Source organism: Candidatus Deferrimicrobiaceae bacterium (assembly GCA_036504035.1).
Classification (GTDB): Bacteria; Desulfobacterota; Deferrimicrobia; order Deferrimicrobiales; family Deferrimicrobiaceae; genus JANXPS01.
Genome location: DASXVV010000012.1, coordinates 25858 through 44796, shown reverse-complemented (window position 1 = coordinate 44796; position 18939 = coordinate 25858). Strand labels below are relative to the sequence as shown.

General features: G+C 57.9%; 14 protein-coding genes. 3 read left to right on the top strand and 11 right to left on the bottom strand.

Translation table 11 applies throughout. The features are described from left to right. Positions 1 to 11: 11 nt before the first annotated feature. Positions 12 to 590 (bottom strand): DUF3365 domain-containing protein, encoded by a 579-nt coding sequence (locus tag VGK27_10545; GenBank protein ID HEY3490542.1) that lies wholly within the window; start codon positions 588 to 590, stop codon positions 12 to 14. 141 nt (positions 591 to 731) lie between these two features. On the opposite strand from VGK27_10545, the gene VGK27_10540 reads away from it, so the two are divergent. Both VGK27_10540 and VGK27_10535 read left to right on the top strand, forming a co-directional pair. Then, positions 732 to 1994 carry an Nramp family divalent metal transporter gene (locus VGK27_10540; GenBank protein ID HEY3490541.1) on the top strand — a complete coding sequence of 421 codons (1263 nt, stop codon included), beginning with the start codon at positions 732 to 734 and terminating at the stop codon, positions 1992 to 1994. Further along, positions 1981 to 2691 (top strand): PilZ domain-containing protein, encoded by a 711-nt coding sequence (locus VGK27_10535; GenBank protein ID HEY3490540.1) that lies wholly within the window; start codon positions 1981 to 1983, stop codon positions 2689 to 2691. Before VGK27_10540 ends, VGK27_10535 begins: the two co-directional genes overlap by 14 nt. Before the next feature lie 15 nt (positions 2692 to 2706). Here the strand turns inward: VGK27_10535 and VGK27_10530 are convergent, their stop codons facing one another. After that, entirely contained in the window at positions 2707 to 3966 is a 1260-nt protein-coding gene (locus VGK27_10530) for a CBS domain-containing protein (GenBank protein ID HEY3490539.1), read from the bottom strand. 140 nt (positions 3967 to 4106) lie between these two features. Between VGK27_10530 and VGK27_10525 the strand changes: the two genes are divergently transcribed. Further along, complete coding sequence (locus VGK27_10525) at positions 4107 to 5165, top strand: 4Fe-4S binding protein (protein HEY3490538.1); 1059 nt, start codon at positions 4107 to 4109, stop codon at positions 5163 to 5165. 20 nt (positions 5166 to 5185) lie between these two features. Here VGK27_10525 and mtgA read toward each other — a convergent pair whose 3' ends face one another. The 9 genes from mtgA to VGK27_10480 all read right to left on the bottom strand — a co-directional run bounded on the left by mtgA (position 5186) and on the right by VGK27_10480 (position 18819). After that, positions 5186 to 6109, bottom strand: a complete 924-nt coding sequence (gene mtgA / locus VGK27_10520) for a monofunctional biosynthetic peptidoglycan transglycosylase (GenBank protein ID HEY3490537.1) — start codon at positions 6107 to 6109, stop codon at positions 5186 to 5188. A 12-nt stretch (positions 6110 to 6121) separates the two neighbouring features. Next, entirely contained in the window at positions 6122 to 7114 is a 993-nt protein-coding gene (locus VGK27_10515; protein HEY3490536.1) for a nucleotidyl transferase AbiEii/AbiGii toxin family protein, read from the bottom strand. Positions 7115 to 7118: 4 nt separating this feature from the next. Further along, positions 7119 to 7727, bottom strand: a complete 609-nt coding sequence (locus tag VGK27_10510; GenBank protein ID HEY3490535.1) for a DUF6088 family protein — start codon at positions 7725 to 7727, stop codon at positions 7119 to 7121. Positions 7728 to 7811: 84 nt separating this feature from the next. Further along, the gene (locus VGK27_10505) at positions 7812 to 8429 is read right to left on the bottom strand and encodes a DUF4276 family protein (GenBank protein HEY3490534.1); all 618 of its coding nucleotides are present in this window, start codon (positions 8427 to 8429) and stop codon (positions 7812 to 7814) included. Further along, complete coding sequence (locus VGK27_10500; GenBank protein ID HEY3490533.1) at positions 8426 to 9682, bottom strand: AAA family ATPase; 1257 nt, start codon at positions 9680 to 9682, stop codon at positions 8426 to 8428. The genes VGK27_10505 and VGK27_10500 overlap by 4 nt, the downstream gene beginning before the upstream one ends. Positions 9683 to 9811: 129 nt before the next feature. After that, positions 9812 to 12934 carry an SIR2 family protein gene (locus tag VGK27_10495; protein HEY3490532.1) on the bottom strand — a complete coding sequence of 1041 codons (3123 nt, stop codon included), beginning with the start codon at positions 12932 to 12934 and terminating at the stop codon, positions 9812 to 9814. A gap of 119 nt (positions 12935 to 13053) precedes the next feature. Further along, entirely contained in the window at positions 13054 to 14826 is a 1773-nt protein-coding gene (locus VGK27_10490; GenBank protein ID HEY3490531.1) for a restriction endonuclease subunit S, read from the bottom strand. Between the two features lie 130 nt (positions 14827 to 14956). Beyond that, on the bottom strand, positions 14957 to 16360 hold the full coding sequence (locus tag VGK27_10485) for a class I SAM-dependent DNA methyltransferase (protein HEY3490530.1): 1404 nt from the start codon (positions 16358 to 16360) through the stop codon (positions 14957 to 14959). Positions 16361 to 16365: 5 nt separating this feature from the next. After that, positions 16366 to 18819, bottom strand: coding sequence for a DEAD/DEAH box helicase family protein (locus tag VGK27_10480; GenBank protein HEY3490529.1), 2454 nt, complete (start codon positions 18817 to 18819; stop codon positions 16366 to 16368). Positions 18820 to 18939: the final 120 nt, after the last annotated feature.

Here is an 18939-nt window from a genome sequence, read left to right as displayed (position 1 = left end):
CGCCTTTCCGGCTATTCGACCGGAATGACCTCGCTGACGAGCCCCCGGAAGTCGCCTTCCTTGTAGCCGATCGCCTTGTCTTCCGGGTACTTTTCGTCGAGCACATGGCGAACGTCCTGCGGAATCGCCTTCGCATCGCCATGGCACCGGAGACAGGAGGATCCGACCATGATCGGCTTGACGTAGCGGAAGACCGGCTTTCCGCCAATCGCCTCGCGCCGGAGCTCGTCGGTAGGCATGCTGCCCTCCTTCGCGAAGCGCTCGAACCGTGCCAGCGCCTCCTGCTCGAAGGCATCGGGCGTGTTCCGCTGATTGCGGAGCCGGGAGGAAATCCGTTTCACCTTGACGCCGGTCGTGGTCTCGATCTCCTTGCCGACCGTCAGCGCCTGGTAGTAGCACTGGGGCAGCGCCTCGGCCACGCCTTTCTCCTGGATGTTCGACGCCAGCTGATCGCGAAGCGTATCGCTCAACACGTTGGCGACGCGGCGCCCCTTGGCCAGCGCCTCTTCCTCGGTGGTCGCCGCCCCCACGGCCCCGCCGAACACGAACGACATCGCTGCGACGACCGTGACAACCCTCTGTACGGACATGCGCCCTCCCCCGCCGGCTCGTGCCGGCATTCATTTGTGGACTGTATACGCGCATTCTAGCGCATTTTCGGCCATTTCCCGAGACCACGCACGCATTGCTGTGCTATTTTCCAATGGATATCCCGAATCGGAGGATCCACCTTGAAAAAACGGTTGCCCACGTGGAAAGGCATCCTCCTCTTCCTTTCCATCCTGGGCCCGGGGATCATCACGGCATCGGTCGACAACGACGCCGGCGGAATCACCACCTATTCGATCGCCGGCGCCCACTTCGGATACGATCTCCTCTGGACGCTGATCCCCATCACCATCGCCCTGGTCGTCGTCCAGGAGATGGTGGCCCGCATGGGCGTCGTCACCGGCAAGACGCTTTCCGACCTGATCCGCGAGAAGTTCGGCGTCAAGCCGACCTTCCTGCTGTTGCTCGCACTCATCGTCGCCAATTTCGGGAACGTCGTCGCCGAGTTCGCCGGGTGGGCCTCCGCCTGGGAGATCGCCGGCGTCCCACCTGCCCTCTCCGTTCCTGTCGGTGCGGCCGCCGTCTGGTTCCTCGTCGTCAAGGGCTCCTACCGGATCGTCGAAAAGATCTTCCTGATCGCCTGCCTCATCTTCCTCACCTACCCGATCGCGGCGGTGATGGGCAAGCCCGACTGGATGAAGGTCGGCGTCAACCTGATTCGCCCCGTAGCCCGCTTCGACGGCGCCTACCTGACCATGCTGATCGGCATGGTCGGGACCACCATCGCCCCGTGGATGCAGTTCTACCTGCAGTCCGCGGTCGTCGAGAAGCGCGTCCAGGTCGAGAACTATCCCCTCACGCGGATCGACGTGATCTTCGGCTGCTTCGTCACCGACGCGGTGGCGCTCGCGATTATCGTGGCGTGCGGCGCGACGCTCTATGTCCAGGGCATCACGATCGAGACGGCCGGCGATGCCGCCCGGGCGCTCGCCCCGCTCGCCGGGGATTACGCCTCGCACCTCTTCGCCATCGGCCTGGCCAACGCGTCGCTGTTCGCGGCGTCGATCCTGCCGCTGGCGACGGCCTACTCCGTGTGCGAAGGGATGGGCTGGGAATCGGGGATCGACAAGAACTTCCGGACGGCGCCGCAGTTCTTCTGGCTCTACACCGGACTGATCGTGCTCGGGGCGCTCTGCGTCATGGTTCCCGGCGCCCCTCTCGTCGTCATCATGTACGCCTCGCAGGTCGTCAACGGCATGCTGCTGCCGGCGGTCCTCATCTTCATGCTCAAGCTGATCAACGACCCGGAACTGATGGGAATCTACGTCAACTCGAGGGGATTCAACCTCATCGCCTGGGCAACCACCTGGATCATGATTGTCCTGACCGTCCTGCTCGTCGTCGTCACGATCTTCCCGGGGCTGCCCGGGCTTGTGGGGTTATAACGCCGCCATGCCGCACAACTTGAAAAGCTTCTGTCTCGTCACCGTGTTCTCGCTGATCCCGGAGGAAGCGGAGGCGATCGCCGAATCGGTCCGCGCCTTCGGGGCCGATTGCCGCGTCGCCTGCACGGCGGCCCAACTGCGGGAAGTCCTGATCGAGAACGGATGCAACGGTCTCCTCTACAGCATCCCGTCCACGATCCGCATCGACGCCGCCGGCAAGGCACTGCTCCGGACGCTGGAGCAGGTCTACCCGGTCGCCCGAGCCAAGTGGAAGGACTCCGACCGATCGCTCTCCGTCATGGGCACCCACGGGCCGGTGGTGCGGACGCTGCCGGATTTCCTGGCCGCCTGCGCCGCCTTCCCCGCCCGCCGGATCCGCCGGTACGAGCGGAGTGACAAGACGCTGAACGTGCTGCTTTTCTCCGACACCGGGATGGAAGACGCCGAGCAGACGTTCTCGCTCAACCTCTCCATCGGCGGCGCCCGCCTGCATTCGTCCCTGGAATGGCACGTCGGCGACACGCTCTACCTGTCGTTTCTGGAGCTGCCCTGGCAGGATCCCGTCCGGGCCGAGGTCCGGCATGTCATCCCGTGGGGCGTCCCGTATCACGCCCGCAGCATCGGCGTGCAGTTCGACGGAATGACGCCGGAGCACGCCGACAACCTGAGCTTCCTCCTGTTCGGGAAAAAGGCCTGACGCCGCTAGCCGCGACTACATCTTCCTTCGACGTTTCCGGGAGGCGGGGGGCAGCAGCAGGTCGACGACGTCGTCGACCGTGATGACGCCGAGCAGGCAGTTCTCGTCGTCGACGACCGGCAGCGCCAGCAGGTTGTATTTCGAGATCAGCTCGGCCACCGACTGGTGGTCGGATTCAGCGCGCACCGTGATCAGCTTCCGGTGCATCACCTCGTCGAGCCGCTTCGACGGATCGGCCAGGATCGCGTCCTTGAGGCTCACCACCCCCAGCAGCTTCTCGTCCTGGATGACGTACATGTAATAGACCGCCTCGATCTCGTGCGCGTATTCCCGGAAGCGGTCCATCGCGCCGCCCACGGTGGTCTCGGGCGGGAATTCGAGATACTCGTTGGTCATCAGGCCGCCCGCGGTGTCGTCCTCGTGGTGCAGGAGCTCGTGGACGTCCTGCGCCTCGTCCTTCTCCATCAGCCCCAGGATCTCCTGCGCCTTTTCGGCGGAGAGGTCGGCGATGACGTCGGCCGCCTCGTCGGGAGGCATCCGCTCGATGACGTCGGCCGCCTGCTCGCGGTCCATGTCGGCGATGATGTCGGCCTGCACCTCGGGCTCGAGCTCGTGCAGCGCCTCGGCCGCCGTCTCGAGGTCGAGCTTCTCGAAGAACTCGGTGCGCTCGTCGGGCGCCAGGTCGGAGATGATCTGGGCGATATCGGATGGGTGCAGGTCGGACATCGCGTCGCGCGTGACCGACAGCGTCAGCCGGTCGAGCTTCGACTCGAGCGGCTGGATCACCGACCAGGGAATGAGCTGGTGGCGCAGCGGATGGCGGATCGCCCGGAAGAAGCCGTCGCCCCGCCGCTCGATGCCCAGCCGCCGGAGGATGCCCCGCATGCCGACATCGACGTCGGTCAGAAGAGCGTTCCCGCCTTCCTCGGTCAGCTTGACGTCGTTGACCCGGACGACCTTGGCGCCGTTGATGTCGACGATCTGCTTGTCGAGGATGTCCTTGGCGATCAGCAGCCGGTCGGGCGAGGGAACATATTCGGGAAGATCGACCTCGGTCTTGCGCGACGAGATGATGCGCCGGTTGAAGATGGCCAGCTCCTCCCATGGAAGGAAGCGCTGCGTCTTGTTTCGCTCGAGGACGAGACCGACCGCGCGCGGAAACGGCCCCCCGCCCTCGACAGCGATGTCGCGAACTTTGCCCACCTCGTCGCCCGCCGGATCGAGCACCGACTTTCCGAGCACGTCCCCGACGAACACCTCACCGATCAGCGACATGCCGCCCCCCCTGTGCTGCCTGTTTCCTGCATCAGGTCTACTCTACGGAGCCGCTTGAGCGAGGTCAAGGAACGGCGCATCCGGTCGAGGGATGATGCTAGATTGAACAGAGAGAATTCATCCAAGGAGCAGCACCGAACATGAGCCAGCCGAACGCCGGGCCGCAGCCCGGCATCGCGTCGCCGCATCGCGCCAACCCCTATCGCCGCCTGCCGCTGGTCCGCTGGGTCGTCCAGGTCGCCTTCCTGCTTTTCTGCCTGCTGATCGGAATCGGGTTCGCGCGCTTCCAGGCGCAGCTCGTCGCGGGCGGCCCGGTCACTGCGCACCGATCGGGCGCGATCGAGGCGTTCCTGCCCATCAGCGCGCTGATGGGGCTCAAGCGTTTGCTGCTTACCGGGCAATACGACGCCATCCACCCGGCGGGGCTGACGATCTTCATCGCCGCGCTTCTCTCGGCCTTCTTCGCCCGGAAGGTGTTCTGCTCGTGGGTCTGCCCGGTCGGCACGCTTTCGCGCGCAGTCGAGTGGCTGGGGAAGAAGATATTGTGGCGGAAGCGGAAGGCCGAGACGCTCATCCCGACGGGGCTCGACCGGGCGCTCCTGTCGCTCAAATACCTGCTGCTGGCGTTCTTCGGATATATCGTGCTCTGGCAGATGGACGTTCCCGCGATCGAGGCGTTCATGTTCGGGCAGTACAACGTGGCGGTCGACGCCAAGATGCTGCTCTTCTTCACGGAGATGTCGCGCACCGTGGCGGTGACGCTTCTCGCGCTGGCCGCCCTGTCGTTCGTCGTCAAGCACTTCTGGTGCCGATACCTGTGCCCGTACGGCGCGCTGCTCGGCCTGTTCTCGTGGGGGTCGCCGCAGAAGGTCGTCCGCGACGCCTCGACATGCATCGACTGCCGCGCCTGCACGCGCGCCTGCCCGGTCGAGATCCGGGTGCACGAGAAGGACGCGGCGCTGACGCCCGATTGCACCGGCTGTCTCTCGTGCGTCGCAGCCTGTCCGGTGAACGATTGCCTGACGGTAGGTCGAAAGGGTCAGGCCGGCTGGTCGCCCTGGTGGCTGCCCGCCGCGGGGCTCGGCATCATCCTGCTGCTTTGGGCGGTCGCCCGGCTGACCGGCCACTGGAACACTTCCATCCCGCTGCCCGACCTGGCCGACGCCTACCGGCAGGCGAAAACGCTCGCGCATCCCTAGCAGCGCCGGACCACCGGGCTTCAGATCACCTCGTTGTCGGCCGCGGCAGGCACAGCGCCGTCGGGGGCGACGGCCGGCGCTTCCTCCGGCGGGGCAGGCCCCGACGGCGCCACAATCGCGTTGTCGGCCGACAGGCCGGGCGGCAGCGGCTCGACCGGCGGCGGAGCGGCGAGCGTCTGCTCGACCTTGCGCGCCAGGCCCGACAGGTTGGGCCGCTCGGCCATCGCGGCGGCGTACTGCCCGCCCGAGATCATCCGCGCCGCGTACATCCGCCGCACGATCCGGGTCGAGCGCGCCATGACCTTGTCCATCTTCTTGTAGGGGTTGAGCGCCTTCGGGCCCGGCAACATCGCGGCGAAGAAGGCGCACTCGCGCACCGTCAGCGCGGACGCCGGCTTGCCGAAGTAATAACGGGCGCCGTGCCCGATGCCGTAGACCATCGGCCCCAGCTCGACCACGTTCAGGTACAGCTCGAGGACGCGCCCCTTGCTCAGCTCGCTGTCGAGCCGCCGGGCGAGGTAGAGCTCCTTCAGCTTGCGCGTGATCGTCTTCTCCCGCGACAGGAACAGGTTCTTCGCCACCTGCTGCGTGATGGTGCTGCCGCCGCGGGCGAACTTCCCCTTCTTGATGTCGTCCTGGATCGCCTTCTTCATCGCGTCGAAGTCGACCCCCTCGTGCTTGTAGAAGTTGCCGTCCTCGGAGGCGACGACCGCCCGCTTCATCGCAGCCGGAATCGCGCGGGCCGGCGTCCAGTTGCGGTTCTTCGGCCCGACGACGAACGGGTGCTCGTCGCCGTTCCAGTCCTTGACCGTGATCACCATCGAGACGCGCGGGTCCTTGAGGATCGAGACGGACGGCATCAGTGCAAGCGACACGGCGATGTAGCCGAAGTACGCGGCGACGAGGAGAAAACCCCAGAGGAAGAAACGGCGAAGGGAGCGCATCACAGAACCAGGTTACGACCGATTGAAATCATCTTCAAATCCCCTGATGGCCATTAAGACCTCCGCGAAGGAAGGAGGCTCTTCGAAAAACATCTCGGAACGCATCGCTTCGTAATCCTTCCGCCAGCCTCCCAACCGTTCCTCCCTCGGGGAAACCTGCAATGTCCCTTTTCGAAGCGTGCCGTAATCCACACCGGTTCGCTTGAAGAAAATCTCCCGGTGGCGTGCGGCGCGGTCGAACAGATCGAGGTCCCCCATGGCCTCTCTCGCAATCCCGTGGCCAATTAGACACCAGAGGTCGTAATAGTGCCGGGACAATCTCGGCGGAAGCTTTTTGTCGGGGGGAAGAAAATTGGCCTCGTGAAGCAGCATCGCCTTTTCCCAAAAAGTCCGGCGAGCCACCACGGTTTGTATTGAACAGAGGCTGTCGGGCATCACGTCGGGGAAAGCCTTCGCCAGATAGGGTTGGATCGACGGCGACTCGACCGGTTCCGGTTCCGATCGAGCGCCCATTTCTATTTTGACCACCGGCCGTATGTAAGCGATGCTCCCTTCAAACACCGAGGGATAACGGAATAGCAAGGTTTGATCATCGGGATCCTCCGCATCCGGAACCAGTTCCCACTTCAAGTCGGTGGAGAGGACTTCCCTACAACGCCGTTCAAGGTCAGGCAATAATGTTGCGCGAATTCGTCGACTGCATTCGGCGATGAGTTGCTTCCGTTTATTGCGACTGAGTTCCCCGCCGAAGCCGAGAAATTCCCGGTCTATGACCACATCGATATCTTCCGAAAAGCGGGAGATCAACTGCCACCCCTTGGAAAGGGAAGTCCCACCCTTGAAAGTCAGATGCGGGCCCCATTCGGGCAGGCCGAACAGCTCCCTCAAGGTCCAGCAGACCCAGAAATCCTTTTCGATGCTGGCGGGCACCAGACCCAGCCGCTGGAATCCTTCTTCGCAGAGGAGGCGACGCCGCTCCGCCGAAAGGCGGATGAATGAATTCATGCCCTCAGCCCTCATTCCCTTCCGCGACTCGCCGCATCCACGAGGCAACCCACGCAGGCGCATACCGGACATCCCGGACCAGCTGCTTTTTATCCTCGACGGAAAGACGGTTGCGCAATCGCTTGACGATCGAATCATCTACCTGCCGCATGCCAATGTGCCGGAGCGCCTGGATAACCAGACCGCTCACCCGTCCGGCGGTTGCCATCGCTCGGGGGGTCGTCCGCTTTAGCTGGATGATCTGTCTGCCGAGTTGGACCTTCCGGGTCGGCCCGTCCGTAAGGAACACGACTTTCATCGGCACCTGCTCGGATAACCCCAGAAGATTGGCAGCATATCCACCGGATGGCTGCAGTCGAATATTGTCGTGCCCCTTCAACGCCTTGACGAGCGCATCGATCGTGGGCGAAAGTGGGCCAAGTTCCGGATCGATTTTGGGATAATCGTAAAGCCCTCGAGCCACCCGGCGCAATGTTCCTTTTTTCACAAGACGGTGCAACGCCACATCCACCGCCTGACGGCTTCCCAAATCGAGAAAGTCGTTCGGGGTCACCACGCAACCCCTACCGCCCCCATAAATACGATTTAATATTTTGGAATCAATTGATTGCATTAATTACCGACCAGATTATTTGTAAGAAAAAGTAGCATGTTTATCTTACAATTTCCAGCGGGCGGGTTCGGCGGTGGGGACGCATTAAGCCGCAGTCATTTCCGACAAAACGGCATTCAACACCTGAAAACTTCTGGACGAGTTGCCTGTCGGGATCATGTGCGGAGCAATCGTCCGGGCGGCCTCGATCTTGGCAAGGCCTCCCTTGAAATATCCCGCCCGCTGCAGAACCCGCTCGAAGGCTTCCCAAGTTCCGCCTGCGATAGCGTCCGGATCGCGGTATTTCGCCTGCATCGGAATCGTCGCGGGAACTCGTGGATACGCTTTACGGACCGCCTGCCAATCGCCGAAATACCAGGATTCCAGCTCTTCAATGGCAAGACGGTTGACAACGGTCCAAGGCTTTCCCTCCACGCCGATGCGTGTTTTTAAGCCTGAGGCACGGGCCATATCTTCAAGCGTCCGCTTCAACTGCGCGCAATCGTCGTCATCCCGATCAACGACCACGAGAATTCTCCATGAATCCTTGATCCACCTCGAATAGCCAGATAGCCGCGTGGGAAGCCGTGCGAGCAACTCATTTTTGCACTGGTAAGGGTAGATATCGAACGATACCGCCCCGAGAACCTTCGGAAGCAGGGCACGAAGCGCCGCCTCCATCGACGGCTCTTCGACCAGCACCTCGACATGTTCAACGCTCATCGGGAACGCCTCTTGCCCCGAGGCGCACCGGCATTGACCAGGGGATCGCCCACCCCGAAGCGCCCTTCCATCCACAGATGCCCCATCGATGCCCCGGCGGCCATGAATTCGCGAACGCCCTGGATGTCCATTGCGCGAACGGCCTGGGTATACCCCTGCTCATCGCGATAAAGCACCCGAACTTCCTCCGGACGCAACGCATTCAGGAAGAACGGCGAGTGCGTCGTCACGAACAGTTGGGATCGCTCTGATGCTTTGCGACATTCCTCCGCCAACTCGGGCAGCACACGCGGGTGCAGGAAATTTTCTGGCTCCTCGATGCCGATAAACCGGGGCGGCTCGGGAGCGTACAGCACCGTCAGATACGCCAGCATCTTGAGCGTTCCATCCGAAGCGAAGCGGGACAGGATCGGCCGGTCGAACGGAGCATCCTTGATCTGCATCAACAGACGGCCATCCGGCATGGGTTCCGCAATCACCTGCTCAAGGCGCGGGATCCTCTGGCGCAGCACTTCGAAGATGTGAAGCAGACGCGGCTCGTCCTGTTCCTTTAGGAACTGGATGACGTTGGGCAGATTGTCGCCCGACTTGTTCAGGCGTTCCTGCGGTCCGGCTTCGGGCTGCCCCCGGGTTTCGTCGATCGAGAGATAGGAAACGTACCAGTCGGTGATGAACTCCCGCAATGCGGCGACGCGGGGATGATCGGCGAACTGCCCCAGCGTGTTCGCTGCGATCAGATCCGGTGCGCGCAACGGCGTGTCGACCCGTTTACCGCTCTCATCCGGCTCTTCTCCGCTGACTGCCGCGCCCTGCCCGCGTTTGTAGTCGAGAAAATGAAACGGCTGCCCTTTCGGCCCCCGTCGCCACGACAGCCACTCTTCCGTGACGAGAACCTTCCCTTTTTCCTCATCCACCGCCAGGTGATAGGTGATGATCGGGGACCCGGGACGCTCCCGGTATTTGATCTCGATGACGATGGGCCCGTCCTGGCCACGCGTTTTCAGCTCCTTAGCACGCCCCCGCCGATCCCAGGCATGACGTAGCCCGAATTGGAAACACTCGGAGAGGAAGTTGAATACGTCAAAGACCGTCGACTTCCCGCTCCCGTTCGGCCCCAATAACACGGTCATCGGCGTGATGTTCTTGAATTCGACCGCCTTGATCGCGCGGTAATTCTGGACGCGCAGATACTCGATGCGCGCCGTCCCCCGCCCAGCCGGAACTTTGTTCAATGATTTTTTTCTCGTCACCATAAAGGCCACCTTTCCTTGAACAATACCCCTAAAGATGCCAATACTTGGTCGGAATGCGCCTTACATCGAATCGCCTATCAACACATCTTTTGTTTGAGAAATAATACTAATTCACAATAAACATATTCATTATATTGCCTTCCCGTCTGTTTTTACTCCACGAGAAGGGATTGCATCAACAATCTTATTAATAAGCTTTATTCCTGGATTTTTGCTCCCGGTTAAATGTTTGGCTGCTGCCATTTTTATTAGATACTCGATATCGCTCAAAGTCTTAGATGATGCATAGCTATAACTATACTGATGGCGGAGTGTCCGAGAAACATCCCACAGGTAAAAAGAGTTTTTTGCTATCGAAGCAATGTAGTGCTGTACCTGTATTTTCCACCCGCGCGGCCTTTGATTTGTGAGCATTAATATTAATTCATGCTTTGTGATATCATTTGAATCATGCACGTATTGGTCTATAAGTAAAGGCCCCATTTTTTGCGAGAAAAGATCATCCTGGAACCAATTCACCACATTATTTGGCAACTCACCCAATATACGCAAAATCCTTTCTTCTGTAGTATCCCCAAAATCTCCAATCAACAAATATCCTTGGCCATCGAATGAAGCGCGACCCCTTTCTGCCAATAACGGTGTCAATATCATCAGAACCTTTGAAACCTGTTCCCAGCAACGCATAATTCCACTCAACAATTGACGCTTAGTCTCCGGCTCAACATAATCGCTATTTCGAAGCGCTCTCGCTCCGGCCCTCATTGCCTGCACCATGTAAACGTAAGAATATTCGGCTAAGAAATCTCGGATATCCTGGTCATAGGGTCGCTTTCGGTCATACTTGCTGTCGGCATAATGATCTTTAACTGATGCGGGCAGATTCGAACCACTTACGCCGTTGCTTATTTCGTCTTGCATTTGCTCAAGTAACGCGTCAGAAGGTGTCCACTGAGCAAAACGATAAGGATTAAGTCCATCTGGAAGGCCGCATTTATCCTGTATTTTATCGCAAGTGGCCCCTATATCCCTTATCAACACATTGAGAGCGTCTTCGCGCTGCCGATCAATTCCAGTATAGAACTCCATTATTTCTGGATACTTGGTATACCGCATATCTTCGTAAATAAAATTGGCGAATTCCTTGCTATGAAGCATCCTTTGGGCAGCGAAATAGTATATCCAGAAGGCGAATCTAAAACTGAAAAGATCGCCACGCTTGATCAGAATGTTGTTACTATATAACACATCAAATACAACCTGCACCTCAAGGTCAATGAATCTTTCTTTGCAGCATCTTTCTAGAACACTTAAGAAATAATCTCTAGTAAACGAATATGTGCCATCCCTAAGCATTTGCTCACAAAAGTATCCCAGTACGTATTCACTATCTTTAAGATCTGGGCGCACTTTATAGGTAGGGATATCATCAACATTAAAAAGAAGAAATAGCACTCTTTTTATCATTTCTGATCGATTAACTGGACTTTCGTCAAAATCAATCTCAGAAACCTTTAACAATGTTAGACAATTAAATGGTGTTCTGTGGACATTTAGTACTTCGAGATCAGATACTACTTTTTTTGTTATCTTATCCTCATCCCCGATATGTCTAATTTCATTATAATCCGAAACAACTTTTCGGACATGTCCAAGAGGAAGCGCCCATAGAAATAACACCTCGAACTCCCGGTCAAGTTCAACTTTGTCAGAATAATTCAAAAACTTATTACTATCCATCGTTTGCATTACTATTATTGGTACATTTGCGAATCTGGAACATATATTTCTGAGTAGCTTATACGCGTCTTTCTCACTGCTTGTCCAGGAGTCCAATACAATGCATTTTATGTCCTGCTCTACACATCCTATGAGCGCAAGTTCCCCCTCCATTCCTTTTTCTATAGCCCCCTTGTGAGGGCCAGTACTCTTTGAATCCAAATAAATCCACAATGGAGCATCTTGGCTCCGCCATGCCTCTCTCACTAAATAATGAGCTAAACAGGTCAGTCCAAACTGTGGAGGAGCTTTAATTATTGTTGATTTAGGAGCAGATAGCATATCTGATAAATTAATCTTGGTCGCAGCTTCCGCATCATTCGCAACCTCTGGACTCTTGCAAAGGATTGGCTCAACCCACACTTTCGGCTGAGAAGAAAACGACACAAGTGCTTCATCCAACCGTTTAGTGAAAATACGATCCGCGGAATTCAAATTATCCTTTTTTCTTTTTTCCGTTGTTACCGGCGAATCTAAGAGGATGGGTCCCTCTGCGGGCATTGGCAAGGGCATTGAGGGGGAGGCAACAGTCGAACCGCCGCCCGAGGTATTAATTTCCGCAAAGATAGAATGACAGTCGATTCCCCCGTATCCGCGGAAGCGACCCCTAACAATGGCTGGCGCAACACTGTCGAGAAAACGCTTATATTTACTTCTTACAATTTCCGAATCAGTTTCTCGAAAACACCAGAGAACATCAATTTCTGCTTGATCATCATGAAGCAATTCAGAAAGCGCAGTTGTAAAAACATCGTCCCAACCACCATATGCAACTACGACCAAAAGATGTTTGCGCAACAAATGTTGTAGGGCCGCCTTCAATTTTGGTCGTGGGCTGTGCAGTTGAGTGGGAGTGTGCAGGGTGTCCGATCCACGCCAGTACCCATGCAGATGCACCACACTTCTTACATCAGGCTCTTCTTCAATTTCCCGCGGCAAAGATCCATCAGTATCAAGCACTCTCCGACTGGGCCGCTTTCCATATTCTCGGATTGCTAGGGACAATAATGGGTCGAAATTTGGCGTAAGGATCGGTCCTTGGTATCGAGGATTTGAGTTGCAAACGAGAGCCGCTAGGTTTTTAGTCCCCTGCGGAATAAACCAATTCGCTGGATCGCCATCAGTCGTCGGTTCATTTGGCCCGCCGATAGATGCAATATCAAGGCAAGATCGTAGTACCGCCCTGCGAACAACCGCGTTAACAGCATCTTGATGGACATTGGCTTGCAACCAACTCATTGCAGCCTGATAAGCAATAGGCCCTATCTTCCCTTCTATCTCTTTGTCATATCGCGCTATTTCCGAAGGAATCGTTTCCAGAATAACCTCACGAACAATATCTAGCATTCGTATAACATCAGGGACCCCTTTGCCGTTATTATCCGCAGAAAATGGAGCCCCCACTAAGAACGCAACGGGCTTGCGAGTTACATCAATGGCAGAAATCAGAGCTTCTTTTGGATGAAGCACCATGACTTATAACTCCTCCTCTTTTATTTCGTTCTCATAGCATTTAGCCCACCTAGAATTACTTCGTTGGCGATATTTTCTGTCGATTGCGCTTACACGGGTTATTCTTTGGATCAACCGCATCAGGCAAGAACTTCGGCAAGGGCTGCGTCCAAGAGTTGGTAACGGGTGGTCGAGGATGACGTGATTCGCACCTCCAATTCATCGCACAACGCCATCAGTTCATCAACCTTCACCACGATCCGGTGTTGCTCGGCGAGAGGAGGCAGGGGAAAAGGAGAATTGATGATCTTTATTTTTGAAATATTCGGTTGTGCCCCGCCTTCGCTCTGCGCGTGAAAATTTGATCTCCGTGAGAGCAGATATAAAAACAGGTAGCGGTTATAAACTCCATCAAAAGGGGTGCAACCGCACACGGCCTGATTTGTAACGGCAGATTCGCCAAGAATTGCCAGTTTTCCGATCGTGGCGCCATACATCGCGATCAAAACATCGCCGGGCTTATTCTTTCGGAACGAACATTTGCTGATGGCGATTTCGGATACCGTCTCTTCTGAGCCTTTCAGGTCGGTCCTGTCCTCCAATTCCCCACTTTTCAGCCATGGAATACCGCCATCATAGTATTCGCTATTACCGCGCGGCGGGGTGCTCCCTGAACCCCAATCCCCAATGCTCCCCAAACGAACCCATTCCCAAGAGGACGGCGGCCTAAGCGAAATATCGGCATCCCCTATTTGTGGGAGATCGCCTCCCTTTCTGATTTCTCCCGCCTTAATTAGATTTTTCTTCTCCACTTCGATTCTCTTCAGCAGCACCGAGGCCGGTTCGTCGTTCGGGTCTTGCGGGACGAGTTTGCCGCGAACGGCGAGGTTGAGGATGGTTTGGCGGAGTTGCTTGATCTGTTCTGGGCGGGTGATGAGATTCGGGAGGTGGTTGAAGAGGAAGCGGGCGTTATTCTCAAAATTCGAGCAAACGTCGGACGCCGGAATCTCGCCACCACCGGCAACGTTTCCCGCCTCGTCAACGACCGATATCGCAGCGCCGTCGTTAAGCCCGTGGAGCGTCGCTGCCACCAGTCGGTCGCGCCGCCGCTCGCGTTTCGTCTGCGCCGCCTCGAGTTGGTCACACAGCGCCATCAGTTCATCCACCTTCGCCACAATCCGATGCTGCTCCTCATTCGGAGGAAGTGGGAGAGGTAAATACTCAAACCCCTCGAATTTAAGGCTCTGAACCGTGGTCCCCGTTTTCACATGATTGCCCAAGATAAAATCCGTCATCCCCTTCAGCGCAATCTGGAGATATCTCTCCATGCCTTTGATAAATGGGGCCAGAACCTTCAAATCCTGATTGACCGTTGCCGCAACACGATTAATTGAAACCGGAAATGTGCGTTTGAGGATGCCGCTTCGGGCGACCATGAACAGGCATCCAGGGCGATAGAGTTGCAGACCGGTCTCAGACACGCCAGCAGGGGTAATCTTCATTCCTGAGACAATCAATTCTTCCGACTTGATGTCTTTCGGAGAAAACCAATTCACTTCGCCATCCCAATAATCAAGCCGGTTCTTCGATGGCGTCATACCGCCCGAAAGCGTGCCAATTGCATTTAGCGGCAAACAAGCCCAATGTTTGGGGACGTCAAATGACAACATTGCTCTGTCATCAGAAGGTGAGATCTGCCGTGTCTTGGCCTTACCGGCATTGGCCAGCCGCACCTTCTCCGCCTTGATCCGCTTCAACAACTCCGACGCCGGTTCGTCGTTCGGATCCTGCGGGACGAGTTTTCCGCGCACCGCCAGGTCGAGGATGAAGCGGCGCAGGCGCGGCACAGCGTCGGGCGCTTCGGCGATCCGGTCGAAGTGGTTCAATAACGATGTTGACGAACCGTTTGTCATGGGTCACGCTTTCCATATATCGGCAGGTAAAAGTCGGCTCCATGCCGTGTGGCTCTCGACCTCGGGTCTTGAGTCCTATACCTGCCGATTTTTTTCACCTCCGCAGCGCCTCTTCCAGGATCGCTTTCAGCTAGTCGCGCAGGTTGGCGGTTTCGGCTTCGCTTTGTTCCAGCTTCGCGAGCAGTTCGGCGGGGTCGCCATACTCCTCATCGACCGTGTGCGGGTTCTTGATGTCGAGGTTGAAGTTGCGTGACTTGATCTCATCGATGCCGACCTTCCAGGCGACCTCGGTTACCTCTCGCCTGTCCCACCAGTCGATGCACGATTGCAGATGCTCGAAGCGGATCGGCCGCGTCATCGAATACGCCTTCTGGCCTTCGGGCACGCGATGTTCGTAGAACCAGATTTCTTGGGTCGGCGTTCCCTTTTCGAAGAAGAGCAGGTTGGTGCCGATGTTGGCGTACGGCTTGAAGACGCTGTTCGGCAGTCGGACGATCGTGTGGAGGTTGCACTCCTCGAGCAGATGTTCCTTGAGGCGCGTCTTGACGCCTTCGCCGAACAGCGTGCCGTCGGGCAGCACCACGGCGGCGCGGCCGCCGTTTCTGAGCAGGCGGACGATCAGCGCGAGGAAAAGGTCGGCCGTCTCGCGCGTCTGGAAATGTTTGGGGAAGTTGCTCTCGATGCCGTCTTCCTCGCGTCCGCCGAAGGGCGGATTCGTGAGGACGATGTCGACCCGATCGGAACTGGTGTAGCTGATGTAAGGGCGCGCCAGCGTGTTGTCGTGCCGGATGAACGAAGGGTCGTCGATTCCATGGAGCAACAGGTTGGTAACGCAGAGCATGTGCGGGAGCTGCTTTTTCTCGGTGGCGCGCAGACCTTGCTGCATCCGCTTTTCGTCGGCCGGCGTCTTCACGTAGCGGTCGCGCATGTGGCGGATCGCGCATGTGAGGAATCCGCCGGTGCCGCAGGCAGGGTCGAAGAGAATCTGGCCGGGTTGGGGATCGATGCGGTCGGCCATGAAGGCGGTGACGGCGCGGGGGGTGTAGTACTCGCCTGCGTTACCGGCGCTTTGCAGATCGTTCAGGATCTGCTCGTAGATGTCGCCGAAATGGCGCCGCTCAGCCAGGTTGTTGAAGTCGATGGCGGTGATCTTGTTGACCACCTGACGCATGAGCTGGCCCGACTTCATGTAGTTGTAGGCATCTTCGAACACGTCGCGCACGACGCGGTGGCGGCCATCCTGCGCGGCACTGGACAATTCTTTTAACGCCGGGAACAACGCGTCGTTGACGAACGCCTGCAGCGCCTCGCCGGTGATTCCTTCGGGGTCTGCCGCCCAGGCGCGCCACTGGAACTTTTCGGGAATGGGCGATCGGTAGCCGTCGTCCATCAGTTCAAGCTCGCGATCCTGGTCGTCGATGATCTTGAGGAAGAACATCCAACAGAGCTGGGATATGCGCTGGGCATCGCCGTCGACGCCGCTGTCCTGCCGCATGATGTCCTGGATCGATTTCACGGTCGTGCGCACGTTCATGAGGATCAGGCAACCTTTCCGTAGAGGGCGGACTGGAGTTCATGGACGGCTTTCTCGAAGCCGTCCCGTCCACCGAAAGTGTTGATGAGTTCGATCGGGGTGCCCATGGCATCGAAGGGCGCAACCTTGAGAATGTGCAGGTCGTCGAGCCCGGTGACGCCCTCGTCCTGGTATTTCAGCAGCAACGCTTCGAGCACGGCGCGCGCCTGCTCTCCGTACTTTGTAAAGACGTCGCGCTTGCGAACCTGGTCGGCGCGTTCGCGCCGGGTGAGCGTCGGCTGGTCGAAGGCGACGTGGCAGATCAGGTCGAAGGGATCGAGGTTCTTTCCCACCTCCTCGGCCAGCGGAGCAAGCAGCACCCCTTCGTTTTCAAGTTCCTCGATGATGACCTGCTTGCGGTCGGCGTCGCTCCAGCGCCGCAGGAACTCGTCGAGACTGGCGAACCGTTTTTTCAGCACCATCTTCGAATAGTCGCGCAACGTCTCGGTAACCAGCTTGCCCTCTTCGTCGAGATATTCGACGCGCTCGGCCACAATCATGACCTCGCGTCCCTCGATGTAATATTTCCGGGGCCTGTCGGAGCCCGCCTCGATGTCGATATCCGGCCGGTCGGGATCGACAATCACTACTTCATCGTCGCCCGGTTCCGGCGGGAGAGCTGCCTCCCCATCGTCCGCGGGCGGAACATCATCAGGCGGTGCGACCGGGTCATCCTCGCCCGGCACGTAGATCTGCACCGGTTCGCCGTCGAAATCGGGGTCGGCGAAATGATTCGTCGCCTTCCGGAAATCGATCAGGGTGAAGTAGAACTTTTTCGTGTCCTCGTGGACGCGCGTGCCGCGGCCGACGATCTGCTTGAACTCCGTCATGGAACCCACTTCCCGGTCGAGGACGATGAGGCGACACGTCTGGGCATCGACGCCGGTCGAGAGCAGCCGAGAGGTGGTGACGATCACCGGGTATTTCGCTTCCGGGTCGATGAAGTTGCCGATCTGGTCGCACCCTTCCGTATCGTCGCCGGTGATGCGCATGACATAGCGCGGGTTCTTCAGGACGAGATCCGCGTTTTCGTTGATCAACGCCTGCCGCATCCGCGCCGCGTGCTCGGTATCGACGCAGAAAACGATGGTCTTCTGGAGGCGGTCGCCGATTTCCTTGAGAAATTCGCTGATCTTGTGTGCGACGCGCCGGGTGCGCTCGTCGATCACCAGGTTGCGGTCGAAATCCTTCGGATTGTAGATCCGGTCTTCAATCTCGTAGCCGTATCGGTCGATCTCACCCCGCGCGGGCCGATAGCCCTCGACATCGACATCGAGATGGACCTTGACCACCTTGTACGGGGCGAGGAAGCCGTCACGGATACCGGCCTTGAGCGAGTAGGAATAAACCGGCTCGCCGAAATAGTCGATGTTGGAGACGTATTCGGTCTCCTTCGGCGTCGCGGTCATGCCGATTTGGGTGGCCGAGGAGAAGTGGTCGAGAATCTCCCGCCAGGCGGAATCGGCCGCCGCACTTCCGCGGTGGCATTCGTCGATCACGATGAGGTCGAAAAAATCGGGCGACAGTTCGCGGTAGAGCTTCTGGCTATCGTCGGGGCCGGTTATGGCCTGATAAAGGGCGAGATAGATTTCGTAAGAAGTGTCGATGCGGCGATGCTTCCGGTCGATCGCGGTCGGCAGTTGCACTTCGGTGCCGTCTTCGCGCTCGATCGTCTTCGAGTGGGTGCTGAGCTTCGCCATGGTTTTTCCGAAGGGTCGGAAATCGTTCACCATCGTCTGGTCGATGAGCACGTTACGGTCGGCGAGGTAAAGAATCCGCTTCTTCCGGCCGGACTTCCACAGGCGCCAGAGGATCTGGAATGCGGTATAGGTCTTGCCGGTGCCCGTCGCCATGACGAGGAGGATACGATTCTTCCCCTTGGCTATGGCCTCAATGGCGTTGTTGATGGCGATGCGCTGGTAGTATCGCGGTTCCTTTTCGCCGCCATCTTCGTAATAGGGCTGAAGCGCGAGCGCTTCCTGCGCGGGATCCATCCCCTTCCATGTGCGGTATTTGATCCAAAGCGCCTCGGGCGTCGGGAAGGCGTGGAGTGGAAGCTCGGTTTCCATTTCTCCGCCATTGCCGGTGCGATCGTGGAACATGAAGGCAGAACCGTTGGACGAGAACACGAAGGGAATGTCTAGAGTGGCGGCATATTCCAGCGCCTGCTGCATGCCGTCGCCGACGGCGTGGCTGCCGTCCTTGGCTTCGATGAGTGCGATCGGGATGTTCGGCTTGTAGTAGAGAACGTAATCGGCGCGTTTGGCCTTGCCGCGGGTGACGAGCTTGCCGCGGACGATGATCCGTCCCTTGGTGAACGAGACTTCCTCTCGGACTTGTGTATCGATGTCCCATCCCGATCGATTGATGGCGGGAGAAATGAATTTCGTGCAGATGTCGCGTTCGCTGAGCCCGACCATCCGCCGATTATACACGCGCGGACGGGGGCGGATCACGACGCTGGGGCGGTCCGGGAAAAACCCGCTTGACGTGCACGCGGCATCTTGCTATAAGTGAACAGTCATTTCATAATACAAAAC

What these genes read in the sequence shown, in the direction of transcription:
- VGK27_10545 (HEY3490542.1), bottom strand. Translation starts at nt 590, where the DNA reads ATGTCCGTACAGAGGGTTGTCACGGTCGTCGCAGCGATGTCGTTCGTG.
- VGK27_10530 (HEY3490539.1), bottom strand. Translation starts at nt 3,966, where the DNA reads ATGTCGCTGATCGGTGAGGTGTTCGTCGGGGACGTGCTCGGAAAGTCG.
- VGK27_10525 (HEY3490538.1), top strand. Translation starts at nt 4,107, where the DNA reads ATGAGCCAGCCGAACGCCGGGCCGCAGCCCGGCATCGCGTCGCCGCAT.
- mtgA (HEY3490537.1), bottom strand. Translation starts at nt 6,109, where the DNA reads ATGCGCTCCCTTCGCCGTTTCTTCCTCTGGGGTTTTCTCCTCGTCGCC.
- VGK27_10515 (HEY3490536.1), bottom strand. Translation starts at nt 7,114, where the DNA reads ATGAATTCATTCATCCGCCTTTCGGCGGAGCGGCGTCGCCTCCTCTGC.
- VGK27_10510 (HEY3490535.1), bottom strand. Translation starts at nt 7,727, where the DNA reads ATGCAATCAATTGATTCCAAAATATTAAATCGTATTTATGGGGGCGGT.
- VGK27_10505 (HEY3490534.1), bottom strand. Translation starts at nt 8,429, where the DNA reads ATGAGCGTTGAACATGTCGAGGTGCTGGTCGAAGAGCCGTCGATGGAG.
- VGK27_10500 (HEY3490533.1), bottom strand. Translation starts at nt 9,682, where the DNA reads ATGGTGACGAGAAAAAAATCATTGAACAAAGTTCCGGCTGGGCGGGGG.
- VGK27_10495 (HEY3490532.1), bottom strand. Translation starts at nt 12,934, where the DNA reads ATGGTGCTTCATCCAAAAGAAGCTCTGATTTCTGCCATTGATGTAACT.
- VGK27_10490 (HEY3490531.1), bottom strand. Translation starts at nt 14,826, where the DNA reads ATGACAAACGGTTCGTCAACATCGTTATTGAACCACTTCGACCGGATC.
- VGK27_10485 (HEY3490530.1), bottom strand. Translation starts at nt 16,360, where the DNA reads ATGAACGTGCGCACGACCGTGAAATCGATCCAGGACATCATGCGGCAG.
- VGK27_10480 (HEY3490529.1), bottom strand. Translation starts at nt 18,819, where the DNA reads ATGGTCGGGCTCAGCGAACGCGACATCTGCACGAAATTCATTTCTCCC.